This is a genomic window from uncultured Microbulbifer sp. (genome assembly GCF_913055755.1).
GTDB lineage: Bacteria > Pseudomonadota > Gammaproteobacteria > Pseudomonadales > Cellvibrionaceae > Microbulbifer.
In genome coordinates, this window is record NZ_CAJXKH010000048.1 from 11,948 (window position 1) to 29,006 (window position 17,059).

The window sequence follows — 17,059 nt, forward strand, 5'->3', positions numbered from 1 at the left end:
ACTCGCGAGAGTCGGCCTTTTTTATTGCTCTGCGGTTGCCACACTTCCGCCCTCACTCCAGCAACGTCACCGTGACCCGCAGGGTATCGCGGTACCGGCCCGCCATCTTTCCGCTGGTATCTCCGATCTGTACGCTGATATTCCGCATCTGCTCGCCATCGTTCGGAATGGAAAAGTCGCGCCGGTCGCCACCGCCCTGCAGATTCAGTTGTTGTCCGTCCAGTGACGCGGTATAGGGCACAGCGGTATCTTCCCCCGCGAGGGAGACATGCCGCATCTGGCCGTTATTCTCCGAGGAAACTGCCAGGTTGTAAGCGCTGTTGGCGCGAACCGCCAGCAGCGCGGTGAGCGTCTCACCGGTTTCCAGCCGGCCAAAGTTCATTACCGTCGACCGCCCCAGCTGCCCCTCGCCATTACCCGCCACATGGAGGTCCGCTTGCGCTGCGACGCGTACCGACAGTTGAAAATCGATATCCTGCACCGGGCGACCGTTGACAAAAATACGCGCGACGAAGTTGTTGCGGTAGTCCCCCGCGCGGCGGGCCTGACCGCGGGGAAGCGAGATGGTGAATTCCGCCTCCTTGCCGCGGGCGGTCTCCTCAAACTGAATCCAGCGCTGCTCGTTGCCATTCAGCGGTACCACCTGGTCGCCGCGATTGCGGAAGGCGAAATTCAGCGGCCGTCCAGGTCCCATGAGCTGCGCGTCGGATGTCGGCAGCAGCGCGAAGCCAAGGCGGCACACGCCACGCGCACTAACCACCAGTCGCAACTGCCCCGCTTCATCGCGGTTGGCGAACGGGTAATACGCCAGATCTGCCTGCCCCTCCAGCGATACCGCTTCGAGCGCACAGGAATCCTCGGTATCGGCGGCCGCCAATACCGCTGCGCTGTTCAGGCCCAGCAACGCCACCGACAACAACACCGCCGCAATCCGTCTCATAGCGAAACCTGCTCCTTGATAATGCCCAGCTCGACAATGCCGGAGGCCCCCTCTTCGATAGAAAATGACACGCTCAGGTCACCGCGGTCCGGGAACACAATGCGGTATTCCCCCGGCGCCAGTCCCTGGGCGACGAAGCGACCGGTTTTATTGGTAAAGGTGGTAACCATGGGGAAATCGCGGCCATCGGTCGCGCGGATCTGGCCGACGGTCATGGCAACAGGATTGCCGCGGGTGTCCTGTACCTGGCTGATCAGCGTAATCGAGGCTTCTGACCCGGCGGTGTAGGCGATACCGGAACGGTACAGGGGGAACGAGTTGGCATCGATATCACCCATGTCATATCCGAAGGGGGGGCTCTCTGCCTCCCAGTGAATGCGCCGCGAGACATAGCTGTTCACCGTCGGCACCACTGCCGGGCCGAAACTGTCGGCAACCGCGGTGAACCCGTCCTGACGCTCGTCCACCAGAATGCGACTTTCACTGAGGGTGTCGTGACGCCGCACCATGATGAACGAATCCTCTATCGGCCTGGCCCAGGCCACGGTGCCGTCGGCGTAGGCCAGGCTCGACCCGAACCGCAGGGTACTCAGCTGATCCGGCTCCCGTTCTTCGCCGTCAAACTGAACATAGCTGTGATCCAGCCCCAGCTGGAACCGGTTGCCCTGATAGAAGGCGCCCATGTCCGCACGATAGCTGTCCGCATCGGAGCGCAGTGCCAGCCTTCCCGAAAAATCCCCGACGGTGCCCCGCTGCATCCTGCCCAGCTCGAGGTCACCGGTCTCGGTGGCCGTGTCCCAGCGGGTGCTCAACAGCTGCCGCTGCCCCAGCGGCGCGGAAAGCCGGACGAGCGCGCGCGTCTCCTCGGTAAATGCATCCTCCTGTTCAAGGCGGAGCGAAAAATTGAACAGGCCAAAACGACGGGTGATATTGATGCCGTACGCCCGGTCTACCGGATCGGTTTCGAGAAAACTTTCCGCTTGGCGGGCACTGACACTGAGGTAACTGCCGAAAGGCCCGGGCGCCGAATAGCGCGCACGCAATTCTGATTTGTTCTGGATGCCGGGACGCAGCTGGCCCATATAGGTGTACAGGTCGTCCCTGGTGACGGCCACGACATCCAGCTCGTGACTTCTGTCTCCCCACAGAAAAAAGTCATAGGACCAGCGCAGCGAGGCTGCCGTACCGCGGCCGATACCCTCCTGCTCACTGGCACTCAGATTGGCAGCGACGATGCCGAAAGGGGTCGACAGCGACAACTCTGTACCTGCCACCTGGTGGAATTCGGTCCCCTGGAGACCCGCGCCCAGCGTCAGGTAATCGGTAATGCCAAAGCGGTAAAAACCAGACAGTGCCGGCACATCGTAGTCATAGGCAATGCGCCCGTTTTCACTGGCACCGCGCTGGTAACCGGCATTAAAGGAAAATTCGGATACCCCGCTCTTCAACAGCGTCGGGTCGGCAAACAGTGAAAATTCAATACTGCGCTGCTGTCCGGACGGATCGGTAATCAGCAGGGAAACCTCGTTGACCCCGGCGTTCACCGCGAAGTCACTCAGGTCGTAACGCCCCGGGTCGAGATGCAGCGTATCCTGGTAGAGGCCATTGATAAAAATCTCCACGGTGGAGCGCTGGGATACGGTAAAGCTGCGGGTTCCGGTCGGGGTAATATTTCGCAGGGGCTGGATATCCTCGTAGGCCCGCTCGATGGACAGCCCCAGGAGTGGCGGCGAAACCTGGAATTCCGTGGTGCGGTAATAAATGTCGCCTAGCGTGTAGCGCACTGCCCGCGGTAAATCGTCGTACACTAGACGGGATTCGCGGCGGCGCCAGGTATTACCGTCTTCAAATGAAGAATCGTGGAATGCACCTCCCTCCAGAACCAGCCGCGGGCTGTTGAACAGCGTCACCGCACCATTCACATTGACCAGGGTGGCGAGGCGCTCGTCCGCGGCGAGGGTGTCATCCCACAGGTAGTCCTGCTGCAGGTTCACATTCAGGTAGGCGGAACGCCCCGGCAGGTCGTGATTGGACAGGTTCTGGTAATCGATGGATTTGCGGCGCAGCGACAAGTCGTGGGTCTGACGGCGTGAATCCGCCAGATTGATCTGGATTTCCAGGGAGGAGGGATCAAAAAAGATATCCACGAACTCTTCGATAAAACTCGTTACCGGAATCGCGTGACCGTCACCGGCAGTCTGCGCGATGCGCTCGATCACCTCGGCATCGAAATACCCCTTGGCAAAATCCACCCAGCTGTTGCGATCGATACTGTAAAGGGATGTACCGGTGACCCCCACCTTCATATTGCCAACCACGCGCCCGTCTATCGACACCGGCAGGTTCACGTACACCAGGTTGGGAACCGCACTTTTTCCCTCTTCGGCGATGGCGCTACCCGCACCCGCCGGCAACAACAGGCACCCCAGCAGGAGCCCCGGCAACACACTCCTCGACCACTGCACCGACCTACTCCTTCCTCACAAGTTGGGCGCCCTGCAGCCCGGCCGCATCGAGCCCGATCAGCCGCAGGGGAATGGACACCATTTGCCCGGGTAAAATCGCATCCCGGTTCAACAGGCGGGCGAAATCGAGGCCGTCAAACAGGACCAGCTCGCGGTTGTGTGCCACACCTATCTGGTAGTGCGAGAGCAGCGCGTACTGCTCACCGGTATTGTGAAACTCCAGCGAAGCACTGCCATCGATTCGCGGCGCGGAAAAAGAGAGGTCGGCCGCGCCACTGGCTACTACATGCACCGGCAGCCGCAGTGTGGTCAACAGCTGGATTGCGCCGCTCACTTCCGATGCACCGACCGCGAGCGGGAGCTCATCAATAGCCAGGTAATAAGAGGCGCTGCGCTGCAATTTCCTGTCCCCACGCCAGCGCACCAGCACCTGTCGGGTTTCTCCCGAGCGCAGCAGTATCTGCGGAGGTACCACCTCCAAAGGCGCTTCCATATCCGCAAGCGCCGCAGAGTAATCGGTGACCGAAAACTCCAGTGCAACGTCAACCGGTTTGACGGAAGACAATGTCAGTACCGCCTGGGGGGATTCCTCGAGATTGATCTGCACCCGCGTCGGCGTCACCGATTGTGCCAGGGCGAGTGGCAGTCCGCCGGCGAGATAGCAGCCGGCGACGAGCAAGATTATTCGTGCCAGCATTATCGTCTGCTTTCGAGTTTCAGTTCCGGGGTTCCGCGAACGCCACCGACGGTAAAAGTCCGTATAACACCAGGAGGAAGCAGGGTGCGGCCAGCGGCACTGGCGAGGTCAGGCCCCTCAATTTCTGCATCACCAAATACGAGCCCCAGGTCGCTGATATAAATGAATTCATTGCCCCGGTTGGCAATGGACACCATCACACCACTGCGGTCCGGGCGATAGTGCACAAGTTCCGGTTTCGAGGTAAAGCCGCGCCCGGTGACATGAATGGTCGCGCCGACACGCAACACCGTCTTTACACCGGACTGATCACGGCCGGTGAGATTCAGGGGGAGCTCGCGGGCAAAGAGTACGAACGAACGCGATTGCGACAATGCGCCGCCAACCCACTGCACACGCACCGCCTGGGTTTTGCCGGCGGGCACCACCGCCTGCGGCGGAAAAACCACAAAATCATCGTCGGCAGGAATAGTCTCTTCACTGCCGTCTTCATTGACTTTTCGTTCAAAGATCTCGAATACAACCGGCAGATCAGTCTTGCGCGGATTGCGCAACCGCAGGGTGTCCCCACCCAGATCCGCGGGCAGTGTCAGCACAGTTCGCATCGGCACCCAGGTGAAGCCGAACGCATATTGTGTGGAAAATGTGAAAAGCAGGAAACCGGCAAGCAGGGAGAGAAGATTTCGCAGCATGAAACAAGTCCTTTATAAATCAGTGGGCCACCGGACTGCTGCAAAATGCCCGGCGCCCACACCAGTCTCCTAGTCGACAAATACCGTTACCGTAACCGTGTCGGAATACATACCCGCCAATGGTCCATTGCCGTTTACATCCACGCTGACATCCTCATCCCCATCAAATGCCACCGGCGCGGCAAATGCGACCGGAGCACCGCCCAGGAGGATTTCGTAAGGAATCAACTCCACCCCGTCTTCATGCAGTAGGCCGCCGTTCAGGGACTCGAAAATTATGTTGAGATCGTCATTGGTGTTGCAATCCACCGAGAGGTTTTGCGTGCCGCTGACAAATGTATCGATCAGTGACAGGTTTAGAAATGCGACGGGCTGTTCGAATTCAATCTCGCACACGCACTCCACTTCGCCGACAAGTTCAATGGTGATCTCGTCCGAGCATTCGTAGCAGTCATTGCCATAGTCGTGATCGTAGTCACCTGCGTACGCACTTCCGGCAAAAATAAGAGCGGCCGCCGCACCGAGGCCAAGTAGGTGTTTCATAAAGCAGTTTCTCCATACCGACGAAACATATTGAAAAATGGGGGACACAATTGCTCCTGAGCTGCATGCCATTCATGCCAGCGGGAACACCACACCATAGGAAGCAACCAGGGAACCAAAAGTGAAACATCCACCATCTGATTTTCCTTTCGCCCGACTAACAGCGGCGGGGCCCTTACTTCCCCAAAATTGAGTAGAAGAGCACTTTTGAGTCTATCGAGGTTTGCTCATTTTGCGAGCAACCCGGATGAAAGGTGACGCAGCCTGCGTTATTAATCGATGAATTGTCGGCTGGTTATTTCACTAGCGGCTTTCCCGCTCCCGCGCCGATGAATGTGGCGGCGGCGCCATATAAAAAAGGCCGACTCTTGCGAGTCGGCCTTTTATTTTTTGCTGTCACGCTTTCCCGCGCGGCAGTCAACTGCACAGTGTTGGTTAACCGGTGTTGCGCATCCCCGCGGCAATACCGGCGATGGTCACCATCAATGCGCTTTCCAGCACCGGATCCTCCTCGCGGCTGCGCAGGCGCGCCATCAATTCCGCCTGCAACAGGTGCAGCGGATCGGTGTAGGGATCGCGCACGCGGATCGACCAGCGCATCACCGGATTGTTGTCCAGCAGGCTCTCGCGTCCGGTCAGCTCGCCCAACGCGCTGACGGTACGCGCCAGGCGACTGCGCAGCTCGACCCCAAGGCGCAGCAATTCCGCGTCATCGGTCAGGCGCTCCTCGTACCAGGAGGCAACGCGGGTATCGGACTTGGCCAGTACCATCTCCAGCATATCCACCACGGTCTGGAAGAAGGGCCACTGCTCGCTCATCTCCCGCAGTGCAGCCGGGTTGTTGGCCAGCCCGGTTTCCAGCGCCGCACCGGTGCCCAGCCAGGCGGGCAACATCAGGCGGATCTGGGTCCAGGCAAATACCCAGGGAATCGCGCGCAGGGTTTCCACCCCGCCGCCGGGCTTGCGTCGCGCCGGGCGACTGCCGAGAGCCAGGCGACTGAGCTCGGTTTCCGGGGTGACCGTACGCAGGTAGGACACCAGCGCCGGGTCGTCCTGCACCACCTCGCGGTAGGCGCGCACCGAGGCCTGGGTCAGCCGATCCATTTCCGCGCGCCACTCCGGGCGCGGCTCCGCCGGTGGCAGCAGGGTGGCCTCCAGTGTAGCCGCCAGGTACTGCTCCAGGTTGTAGGCCGCCACCGAGGGGCGACCGTATTTGAAGCGGATCATTTCCCCCTGCTCGGTCACGCGGATACGGCCGGCCACCGAACCCGGCGGCTGCGACAACAGCGCCATGCGCGTGGGCGAGCCGCCACGGGAGATGGAACCGCCGCGACCATGGAACAGGGTCAGCGGAATGCTGAACTCGCGGAAAATTGCGGTGAGTTTTTCCTGGGCGCGGAACTGGGCCCAGGCGGCACCGAGGAAACCCGCGTCCTTGGCGGAGTCTGAGTAGCCGATCATCACTTCCTGGCCCGCGGCCACGCGCTCGCGGTAGAACGGAATATCCAGCAGTGCGCTCATGGTGTCGGGCGCATTGTCGAGGTCGTCGAGGGTTTCGAACAGCGGCACCACCCGCATCGGCGCGCGCACGCCGGCGATCTTCTGCAGCAGCATCACCGCCATTACATCGGAAGTGGTTCGCGCCATGGAAATCACGTAGGCACCCAGCCCCTCGGCCCCCTGCTCGGCAATCACATCGCAGGTTTCCAGCACCTCGCGCACTTCGTCGGTGCAGAATTCGCTGCGGTAGAAAGCGTCATTCACCAGCGGGCGACGGTTTTCCAGCTCCGCCAGCAGGAACTTCTGCTTTACCTTCTCCCCCCACTCCATATAGCTGCCCAGATCCAGGTAGCGGGTAATGGCATCGATGGCGGCGGCGTGACGGGTGGACTCCTGGCGGATATCCAGGCGCAACAGGGTGATGCCGAAACAGTTGAGACGGCGCAGGGTATCCTTCAACTGGCCATCGGCAATCGCCGCCAACCCAACCTCCCGCAGGGAGCGGTCGATCAGGCTCAACTCTTCGTGCAGTTCGCCACCGCTGGCATAGACCTCACCTTCCGGCTCCGGCTTGCCGTGGACCCGGGCATCCATCAGCGCGCGGGTATTGCGCAGGCGGTCGCGCACTTCGCGCAGCAACAGGCGGTAGGGCTCCTGGCTGGGACCGGTGCGCGCCAGCAGCTCGTCGCTGGCGCGGTGCATGGACAGGTCCGCGAGCAGGTTTTCCACATCCCGCAGGTACAGGTCCGCCGCCATCCAGCGGGCCAGGGTCAGCACCTGGCGGGTCACCCTGGCGGTGACATTGGGGTTACCGTCGCGGTCGCCGCCCATCCAGGAGGCGAAGCGAATCGGCACCCAGTCCGCGGGCAGCGGCTCCAGCCCGGCCAGGGCCAGCTCCTGCTCCACGTCGCGCATGCCCTGGGGCACCGCCTGCCACAGGGACTGCTCGATGGTGGCAAAGCCCCATTTGGCCTCGTCCACCGGGGTCGGGCGCTCGCGGCGGATTTCGTCGGTGCTCCAGGCGGAAAGCATCTGCTCGCTCAGCAGGCGCCGCAGGTGCTCCACCTCTTCCGGGGTGCGGTCCGGGCGGTCCAGCTCCGTCAGCAGGTCCGCCATCTGATCGTACTTGCGGATCAGGGTGCGGCGGGTCACCTCGGTGGGGTGGGCGGTCAGCACCAGCTCCACCGACAGCTCTGCCAGCACCTCGCGGATTCGCTCCGGCGCCACCTCGGCCTTTTTCAGCTCTTCCAGTACCTGGCGCAGGCCGCGGTCGGTATCCGGGTCGCCGGGAAAGCGCTCGTGCCGGCGACGCAGGCGCTCGCGGTGGCGTTGCTCGGCAATATTGGCCAGGTTCAGGAACTGGCTGAAGGCCCGCGCCACTTCCAGCAGGGTCTCGTCGTCGAGGGGATCGAGCAGTTCCCGTAATTTTCCTACAGGCATATCCCCCTGGCTGCGGCTCTCCACCGCCACCTGGCGAATGGTCTCCACGGTATCAAACAGCTCGTCGCCGGCCTGCCCGCGCAGTACCGCACCCAGCTCCTCACCCAGCAGTCGGACGTCTTCCCGCAATGGGGCATTCTGGTCTTGATCCAAGGCAACCTCCCTATATCACGCAACATTTTGTGAGCGCATTTTTACATATTTCCGCCCGAATATTGATGAGCACGGCGTATTTTTGTAAAAAAACTACAAACGTTTCGTCCGAAACGAACTAAAGGGTCACCCCTGACAATTGACACGCCGTTGAAAACGACTATAGTGCGCGGACTCGGCGGAGCACACCGCTGAATGCCCAGGTGGCGGAATTGGTAGACGCGCTAGCTTCAGGTGCTAGTGGCCTTACGGTCGTGGAAGTTCAAGTCTTCTCCTGGGCACCATCTTTACAAAAAAGGCCGACTCGCGAGAGTCGGCCTTTTTTGTTTTATATGCCCCGTCAGTGCCCCCCCACCGCAGAGCGCATATCGCGACGCCGCTTCTCGTCGCGCTCGCCCAGTGGCACCAGCTCCCCCGCGTGCAGGCGCACTTCCGGCAAATTTAACGGATCCACCCCCAGGCTGTAGGGCGTTACCTCGCTAAAAATGCCCGGGTCCAGCTGGGCGATATCATCCACCGGGTTCTGCACTGCGGATTTGAGGCCCTGGGCCGTCTGTGCACCGGCGATCGACTGGCGCTTGTCACCGGTCGCGGAAAAGGCCAGTGGCTGCTGGCCATCGAAGAACGGGTCGTAGTATTCCAGCGCGACAATGCCCACGCTCTGGGTGGCGTCCAGGCGCAGCGGAATATCCTCGCTACCTATGGCGCCCCAGCTCAGCTCCGGGGTACCCAGCTGGATATTGCCCGCCTTAATATGGGTGTCATCAAAGGATTCCGCAGTCAGCACGCCAAATACCCCGGTGGTACCGACGTTGGCACTGGCACTGGCGAGGGAGACATTGCCCCGGCCCACATCGATCTGCCCGACCTGCAGATGTTCACGAGCCAGTATCGCCACATCGATATCCCCGCCGGAAGTGCGCAGCGACAGGCTCGCCACATCGGTCTCGATATCCAGGTCACCCGCCAGGGTCAGATCTGCGTTGCGCGCTTTCAGACTGCCGCCCACCGGCGCTTTTGCACTGCTGAGCAGCACAAGGTCGCCCGCCGGATCGTACGCCAGCTGCATTCCGTCCGCACTGAAGACAACACCGGCTGCGTCCCCGTTTGCGGTGAAGTTGAACTGCTGACTGGTAACCAGATTCAGGCCGCCGCCGGAATCCTGCAGGTTCTCAAATTGTGAGAACAGGAAGTTGCCCACCTGATTTTGCGTACTGCTGTCGCCATTAAACTGCCACTGCTGGCCTGTAAGCTGCATCTGCAGCAGGTCACTGCCCGCTCCGCCCGTCAGCGTCGCGGGCTGGCTGTCACTTAGCACCGCAACCAGATCGTCGCCAGCACCGAGATGCAATGTGTCGAGCTGCATGCCCGCCAGATTAACCGTGTCGTTGCCCGCTCCGGTATTGAGGGAATCGAGTACGCCGCCGTTGAGGTCGAACTGGTCTGCACCAGCGCCGCCGATAATCGACTCGAAGCCGGAAAATACCAGTGTGCTGGCGCCGTCGGTCAAACTGCCCTGCCCATCACCCAGGACCCAGCTCAGGTCCGCGTCGACACCGTAGAGGGTGTCCGCGGCGGAGCCGGCGGCAATGCTATCCAGGCCACCGTAGATAATACCGCCGATGGCCAGGCTATTTGCCCCCACCAGGTGGTAGTCCGCACTGAACTCGGGCCCGCTGTATGTCCCGGTGTTTGTCACCCGCTCCAGATTCTGGAACTGCACCGTGATGGAATCCACCTGTGCCACTGCGGCGCCATTCATCAGCTGGTTCCCCGCCTGCGCAACCGTCGAGCGCCAGGCTGCACCATCGCCACTCACGCTGTCGACACCGCTGCCGCTATCCACGGAGGCAATGCCCGAAAACAACATGCCCGCAGCGGAAATATCACCGTCGTCAGCGAGGGCGAAAACATCATCGCCGTCGCTGCCGATCAGCGCGTCATCACCGCCGTTGCCGATCACCGACTGCACGCCCTCGAATTCGATGCCAGCTACATGCAGGGCATTGTCGGCCCCGGCAAGTGCAAACTGCTCAGCCGCAGCCGTAGCGGTTAACTGCGCATCCGCGGTCGCTACCCGGTCGATACCCGCAAAGGCGACCCCGTTGACCGACAGCCGGTTCTCCCCGCCGCCGAGCTGCCAGTCACTGGCCGCACTGGTCAACTGGTCACCGCCTGCGACACCCGCAATTACTTCTGCAACATCGCCAAAGATCAGGCCAAGCACAGTCAGCTCAGTGGAATTTGCGGCCAGGGCAAAACTCTCCGCGCCACTATTCGCGCTGGCATCAACCCGCGCGGCGGCCGTCGATACCCGTTCAATATTGTGGAACACCATGCCCTCGGTGGCAGCACTGCCGGCATCCTCCCCCAGCGTCCACTGTTGCCCGCTCATGGTGGCGACATTGTCGTTACCCGAGCCCGCATTTACCGTATGGATACCGTCAAACCGGATGGCGCTGGTGAGGAGCTGGCCGCCGGAGGTAACCGAGAACTGTCGATCTCCATCGCCAGCGTCAACCACACCACTGCCACCGCTGGCGTGTTCCAGCCCGCTAAAATTGATCGCCCCATGGCGGAGCGCGCCGTCGCCGCCTTCAAGCTGCCAGCCATCACCGGCAAAGCCCTGCACCCGATCGGTTCCGCCACCAGCGGCGACGACATCGACATCCCTGAAAGTCATACCGGCGCTGGACAGTGTGTTGTTCGCGGACACGGCAAACATGTCGTCATCGGCGGTGCCGATCAGAGCTCCGGTAGCCGAGACACCAGACACACCGGTAACCTGAATGCCGCCACTGGTAACCGAACCGCTACCATTTATGGTGACGCCGTTCCAGGCCACCAGCTCGGTGGCGCCGCCCACCAGTGACAGGCTGTCGAGGCCACTGAAGGTTGCAGCACCAGTGGCCACACTGCGGCTGCCGGTAATACGGGCGCTGGCCTGGCCATTTGCCACCAGCTGCGCAGCATTTCCGGAGAATGACTCTACGCCGCTGAAGGCAATGCTCTCATGCTGCACGCTGTTGTCTGCCTGCAGCTCGTAGTCCTGACCGGAACGGGAGATCACTTCATCGTCATCACCATCGCCTGCCTTCACACTCGACAGGCCGGAGAAGGCAATGCCGTTGACACTCAGCGCACCGCTGCCATCCAGGGTAAATTGCTCTGCCGCACTGCTGCCGATGAGATCGCTGGCCACAGCACTGTCGATACCGCTAAAAGCGATGTCGCTGGTGGTGAACACACCGCTCACACCGCCGAGCGTCACCGCACTCGCCGCACTGACGGCATCGGCACCTTCGGCGGCCACCACCTCGACAATGTCGGCAAACTGCATATCGCCCACGGAAACCAGCTGGCTGCCATCTACCGTAAAGTCATGTCCATCCGCATGCCCCACAAGCTGGCCGTTGGCACCGGACAGTGACTCGATGCCGGCAATACTCACATCGCCGTGACGCACACCCGTCGCAGCTGCGGCCATCGCCCAGGCGCTGTCGAGTTCGCTCGTCAACAGGTCCTGACCACCGCCACCATCGAGCTGTGCGATGCCGGAAAAATTCACACCACTCGCACTCAGCTGGCCACTGCCGGTGATACTGAACTCATCCGCAACAGCGGAGCCGCGCAAAGCAGCGGTGGCTACATTTTCGATTCCGATAATACTCAGGCTTCCGGCGGCCAGCTCTCCGAAATTGGATGCTAAAGCAATCCCGGCTGCGTATTCGCTGGCGTCGAGGGAATCGCTTGCGCCCGCGCCATCGATAAACGACATCCCCGCTATCGACAGATTGCCGATGGTCACAGAGCCATCGTTGCCGAGCGTGAAACTGTCCGCGGCGCCGGTGCCGTAAAGCCCCCCCCCGACCGCATTGAGATATTCCACATTGGCGAAGGTAACGCCGTTGTTTTCGGCGCTGGACTCGCCGGTGATTATCCAGTTTTGCGCGCTGGCACCGGTCACGGTATCGCTGCCGCCCTTGGCGTCCACGTAGGTAGAAGAGCCGATCTCGTAGCCGTTTACGGTGATGTTGCCATTGTCGGCAAATGCCAGCCGATCATCGCCATCGGTCGCTTCCAGCAGCCCGGCAATGATTGTTTGGATGTCGTAGAAGTCGATTGCGCCGCTACTGGTATAACCCGCCTCGCTCAGTGATGCGGTGCCTTCGGTCATCAGGGTATTACTTCCGCCACCACCACGCACCTCGGTCAGCCCGGAAATATCCAATCCGGCCACGGTAACCGCGCCGTCCCCAGTAACCGAGAAGGTATCGTCCCCGGCGTGGCCGATGAGTTGCGCAAGTTGTGCTGAGTCGAAGCCGCTGAACAGCAGGCTGCCGGCCAACAGTGCATTGTCGCTGCCGTTCAGGGCCAGCGCATCGGTGTAGCCGCTGGCATCCAGGTGATCTCCCGCGGAGATCGAACCACCTCCCGCAACATAGCTGACACCGCCAAATGTCATTTGCTGGTATGCAACCAGTGCACCGGCCGATTCGCTGCCGGACAATACGAAGGTGTCGTCGCCGCTGGTGCCGATCAGACCAGCGTTGGACGCGGTCAGGTCGTTGAATCCATGGAATGCGATACCGCTGTTTTCGGCGCTATCGATATCCACAATCTGCCAGTCCACCGCGTCCGCACCGGTCACGCTATTGCCGGCACCGGCAGTGACATCTGTGACCCCCATGAACAGCATCGATAACACATCGAGGTCGCTGCTGCTGACGGTAAATCCGTAAGAGCCGGCACTGCCTGCGAGTTTGCCGGTGGTCACCTCGGCCAGACCGGCAAAGGTGACGCCATCCGCAACCACCTCGTTGTGATTACCATTTAGCATCAAGCCCGCAACAAAGGCGCTGGCATCGAGATCGTTATCCCCCAGCCCCTCGAACGCCTCTACACCACTGAAGACAATGCCATCGTGCGCTACCGTGCTGTCCGCGTTCAGCGCGTAGTTCTGGCCGCTACGGGACAGCACCCGATCACTGTCAGCACTACCGGCAGATACGGTGGCCAGCCCGTCGAATTCAATGTCGTTGACCGTCAGCTGTCCGCTGCCGGTAAGGGTATATTGCGCGGCGGAATCACTGCCGACCAACGCGCTTGTGGTGACACTGTCGACGCCGGAGAAATTCATATTGCTACTGGAGAATGTATTGTCCATGCTCCCCAGGGCGACGGCGGCTACGGTAGTCACGTCGTCCGTACCCGTAGCCGCCTCCACAGACGCAATGTCGCTGAACCGCAGTGCATCGATCGCCAGTTTATTGTCGCCTTCAATAATGAAGCTGTGGCCACTGGCATGCCCCTGAACAACCCCGCTTCCGCCGGAGAAGCTGCTGATCCCGGAAAAATTCACATTGCCGTGATCTACCGATACAGCACCGGAAGCCAGCACCCAGTTTTCGTTCACGGTACTGCTCAGGGAATCGCTGCCGCCGTTACCGATAAGCTGCTGCACGCCACTGAAACTGATATTGCCATCCGTCAGCTGACCACTGCCGGTAAGCTGGAACTGCTCATCAGCTCCAGTACCGGTAAGGATTTTTGCGGTGGCGGAATCCATTCCGAATACATCGAGGTCACCGGCCTTCAGCGCACCCGCAGTGGCGGTCAGTGCGAGTCCACCCGCAAGATCAACGGCGTTCAGCGCGTCAACGCCACCATTACCGTCGACAAACGACATACCGCTAACCGACAGATTGCCGATGGTGATAAGTCCCGCGCTGTCGAGATTGAAAACATCCGCGTTTGCGGTGCCGTAAAGGCCCGCATTCACCACTTCCAGAATTTCGACATTATCGAAGGTCACGCCGTTGTTTTCGGCACTGGACGCTCCCTGGATGGTCCAGTCGATACCGTCCACGCCGGTTACGGTATCGTTACCACCCTTGGCGTCCACATAGGTACTGGCGGAAATCTTGTAGCCATTGACCGTAACATTGCCATCAACATCAAACGCGAGCAGATCATCCCCATCGGTGGCATCGAGACTGTCGGCGATAATTTCATTGATACTGTAAAACTTGATGTCGCCGTTCCTGGCAAATCCATTTTTATTCAAGGTTGCCTTGCCCAGCGCCGTCAGCGTATTGACGCCGCCCTCACCATACACCTCGGACAACCCGGAAATATTCAGGTTGGCAATCGCGATGGCGTCGGTTCCGGTCACGACAAAATTTTCATCGCTGGCGCTTCCGTAAAGTACCGAAAGCTCCGCCGAGTCAAAGTTGCTGAAGGTCAGGCCGCCGGCTGCAAGCTGTTTATCCACCCCAGTCAGGGAGAGCGAATCGCTGTAGGCCCCCGCATCCAGGTGGTCGCCGGCAGCAGCGGAGCCATTGCCATCTACGGCGGACACCCCGGTAAATACCATCTGCTCATAGGCAACCGAGGCCCCTGCAGACTCGCTGCCAGACAGGGTAAACAGGTCGTCGCCGGCAGTGCCGATCAGGCCGGCATTGACTGCGGTGAGATCGCTGAATCCATGAAAAGCTATGCCGTTATTCCCGGCGGAATCCGTATCGATAATTTGCCAGTCAAAACCGTCAGCGCCGCCGACGGCATTGCCTGCACTGCCGGCAGAGACCTCACTGACACCGGAAAAAACCATGGAACGCGCGGTGATGTCGCCATTGGTAGCGATGGCAAAATAATCGTCGGCAGCACTTCCGGCGAGGCCTGAAACTTTTGCCGTGGCAATACCGCGGATACTCAATGCATTTGCCGCAACTTCACCGTCACTGCCAGTGAGTGCGAGCCCATCAATGAAGCCGCTGGCATCCAGGTCTCCGCTGCCATCCGCGGTAAGATTCGCGAGCCCGGTGAAGCTCATATTGTGGACATCGATAGAACTATCGGCATTCAGCAGGATGGTTCCACCACCGACAGTGTCGGTGAGCGATCCGTTATCGGTATCAAAGCTATCTATATTGCGAAACACCAGATCAGCGCTTTTTGTCGCCGTTAGATAGTTACCGCCTCCGTCTACATTGACGGTCCAGTTATCTGCACCGGAAACTCTGTCGACACCAGCACCGCCTGCCACATTTTTCACACCATTGAAGATCATTCCGCTGGTGCTGACGCTATTGGCACCGAGCACCTCGAACTCGCTGCCGGTCGCCAGCGCATTCAGCACGTCGGTGGTCACGGAAAGAATATCCTGGAACTGGATACCGGCCGCGGACAGCCGGGAATCTGCGCCCGCCAGGCTAATGCCACCGGCGTAAGCGGATGCATCCAGGTCATCGCCACCGGCCCCGCCAACCACATTCGACAGGCCCGCAAAATTGAGTCCATTTGCACTTACTGTGCCGTTGCTTTCCAGCACGAACGCATCGGCGCCATCGCTGCCGGTCAGCGAACCGCTACTGGTAGTTACCCTCCACTGGCCACTAAACAGGATATCGGCGAGGCTACTTTTGGCCCCGGAACCGGACAGGACCCAGCTTGCGTCCCCGGATACCGAATCGGTGTTGTCCCCCTGAATACTGCTTACCTGGGTGAACGACACAGTACCGGAGGAAACCGCACCGGGACCATCGATGGTGAGAGTCACGCCCTGGCCATTGGTATCGAGGCTGGAGGCCTTGACCGAAGCAAGGCCGTCAAAGGTGATACCGTCGCTGGTGTCGGTGGCGACGGAACTGCCAGACGCACTGGTCAGGTACAGGCCCGTGGCGAGTGCAGTGGCATCCAGGGTAGTGACACCGGAACCGCCGGTAACCCCACTGACATTGCGGAAATTGAATGCGCTATTGGCACTGTGGGAAACAGTATTGCTGTTTACCAGGGTGAAATCATCATTGCCCGCGGTGCCGCTCAGGGTGCCACCGGCGAGGTCCAGCGTTTCTAGCTGGTAAAAATCTATTCCGAGCAGCGTGGCGAAGATATCGGACGAAATGTCGTGGTGGATACTTTGCGCTGCAACCAGCACGTCACCATCGCCGCTGCCTTCACCGGCCTGTACCTGGCTGACACCATCAAAGCTGATGCCGTAGCCATCCACGTCTATCGTTGTGGTGCCACCGGTATCACTGACCCTGAAGGTCTCGGCAGCGGTTGTACCGTACAGCAGTGGCACCGTTACCCGGCTCAAACCACTGACGACCAGGCCCGAGGCATCCACCGCATTAGCAGCATTAAGTGTCACGCCGCTGGCAAATCCACTGGCATCCAGGTAGCCATTGCCATCCGCTGCCATACTGGCAAGGCCGGTGAAGCTTATGCCGTGGACACCGATGGAACTGTCGGAATTCAGGGTAATGGTTTCGCCACCCTGGTTATCCGTGAGGGCGCCATTATTGGTGCTGAATGTATCGATATCCCGGAAAACGAGGCCACCGCTTTCGCTCGCGGTGACCACGGTATTGCTGCCGTCTGAGGCAACGGTCAGCTGGTCAGCACCGGTAACCTTGTCGGCGCCCGTTCCGCCCTGAATTCTGCCGAGGCCGTTAAAGGTAATCCCACTGGATTCAACACGGTTGATTCCAAGCACGGCGAATTCACTGCCGCCCGCCATTGCGTTCAGCACGTCGGTACTGTCGCCCTGAATACTGCTTACCTGGGTGAACGACACAGTACCTGAGGAAACCGCACCGGCGCCATCAATGGTGAGAGTCACGCC

At 60.3% G+C, this 17,059-nt stretch carries 7 protein-coding genes and 1 tRNA gene; 1 reads left to right on the forward strand and 7 read right to left on the reverse strand.

What is annotated here, in order from left to right:
• Positions 1 to 52 precede the first annotated feature (52 nt).
• From QZ511_RS09695 to ppc, 6 genes are all read right to left on the reverse strand, one after another.
• Positions 53 to 940, reverse strand: coding sequence for a hypothetical protein (locus tag QZ511_RS09695; protein ID WP_295802084.1), 888 nt, complete (start codon positions 938 to 940; stop codon positions 53 to 55).
• Complete coding sequence (locus QZ511_RS09700; RefSeq protein WP_295802086.1) at positions 937 to 3,405, reverse strand: fimbria/pilus outer membrane usher protein; 2,469 nt, start codon at positions 3,403 to 3,405, stop codon at positions 937 to 939. Before QZ511_RS09700 ends, QZ511_RS09695 begins: the two co-directional genes overlap by 4 nt.
• A 4-nt stretch (positions 3,406 to 3,409) precedes the next feature.
• Positions 3,410 to 4,102 (reverse strand): hypothetical protein, encoded by a 693-nt coding sequence (locus QZ511_RS09705; RefSeq protein ID WP_295802088.1) that lies wholly within the window; start codon positions 4,100 to 4,102, stop codon positions 3,410 to 3,412.
• Complete coding sequence (locus QZ511_RS09710) at positions 4,102 to 4,794, reverse strand: fimbria/pilus periplasmic chaperone (protein ID WP_295802089.1); 693 nt, start codon at positions 4,792 to 4,794, stop codon at positions 4,102 to 4,104. The genes QZ511_RS09705 and QZ511_RS09710 overlap by 1 nt, the downstream gene beginning before the upstream one ends.
• 69 nt (positions 4,795 to 4,863) lie before the next feature.
• Complete coding sequence (locus QZ511_RS09715) at positions 4,864 to 5,337, reverse strand: hypothetical protein (RefSeq protein ID WP_295802091.1); 474 nt, start codon at positions 5,335 to 5,337, stop codon at positions 4,864 to 4,866.
• 435 nt (positions 5,338 to 5,772) lie between these two features.
• The gene (gene ppc, locus QZ511_RS09720; protein ID WP_295802093.1) at positions 5,773 to 8,430 is read right to left on the reverse strand and encodes a phosphoenolpyruvate carboxylase; all 2,658 of its coding nucleotides are present in this window, start codon (positions 8,428 to 8,430) and stop codon (positions 5,773 to 5,775) included.
• A 197-nt stretch (positions 8,431 to 8,627) separates the two neighbouring features.
• Between ppc and QZ511_RS09725 the strand changes: the two genes are divergently transcribed.
• Positions 8,628 to 8,714 (forward strand) — tRNA-Leu (locus QZ511_RS09725).
• A 56-nt stretch (positions 8,715 to 8,770) separates the two neighbouring features.
• Here the strand turns inward: QZ511_RS09725 and QZ511_RS09730 are convergent.
• A complete protein-coding gene (locus QZ511_RS09730; RefSeq protein WP_295802096.1) occupies positions 8,771 to 17,011 on the reverse strand; it encodes a hypothetical protein in 8,241 nt (2,746 codons plus the stop codon).
• Between the last annotated feature and the right edge of the window lie 48 nt (positions 17,012 to 17,059).

What these genes read in the sequence shown, in the direction of transcription:
- QZ511_RS09705 (WP_295802088.1), bottom strand. Translation starts at nt 4,102, where the DNA reads ATGCTGGCACGAATAATCTTGCTCGTCGCCGGCTGCTATCTCGCCGGC.
- QZ511_RS09710 (WP_295802089.1), bottom strand. Translation starts at nt 4,794, where the DNA reads ATGCTGCGAAATCTTCTCTCCCTGCTTGCCGGTTTCCTGCTTTTCACA.
- QZ511_RS09695 (WP_295802084.1), bottom strand. Translation starts at nt 940, where the DNA reads ATGAGACGGATTGCGGCGGTGTTGTTGTCGGTGGCGTTGCTGGGCCTG.
- QZ511_RS09715 (WP_295802091.1), bottom strand. Translation starts at nt 5,337, where the DNA reads ATGAAACACCTACTTGGCCTCGGTGCGGCGGCCGCTCTTATTTTTGCC.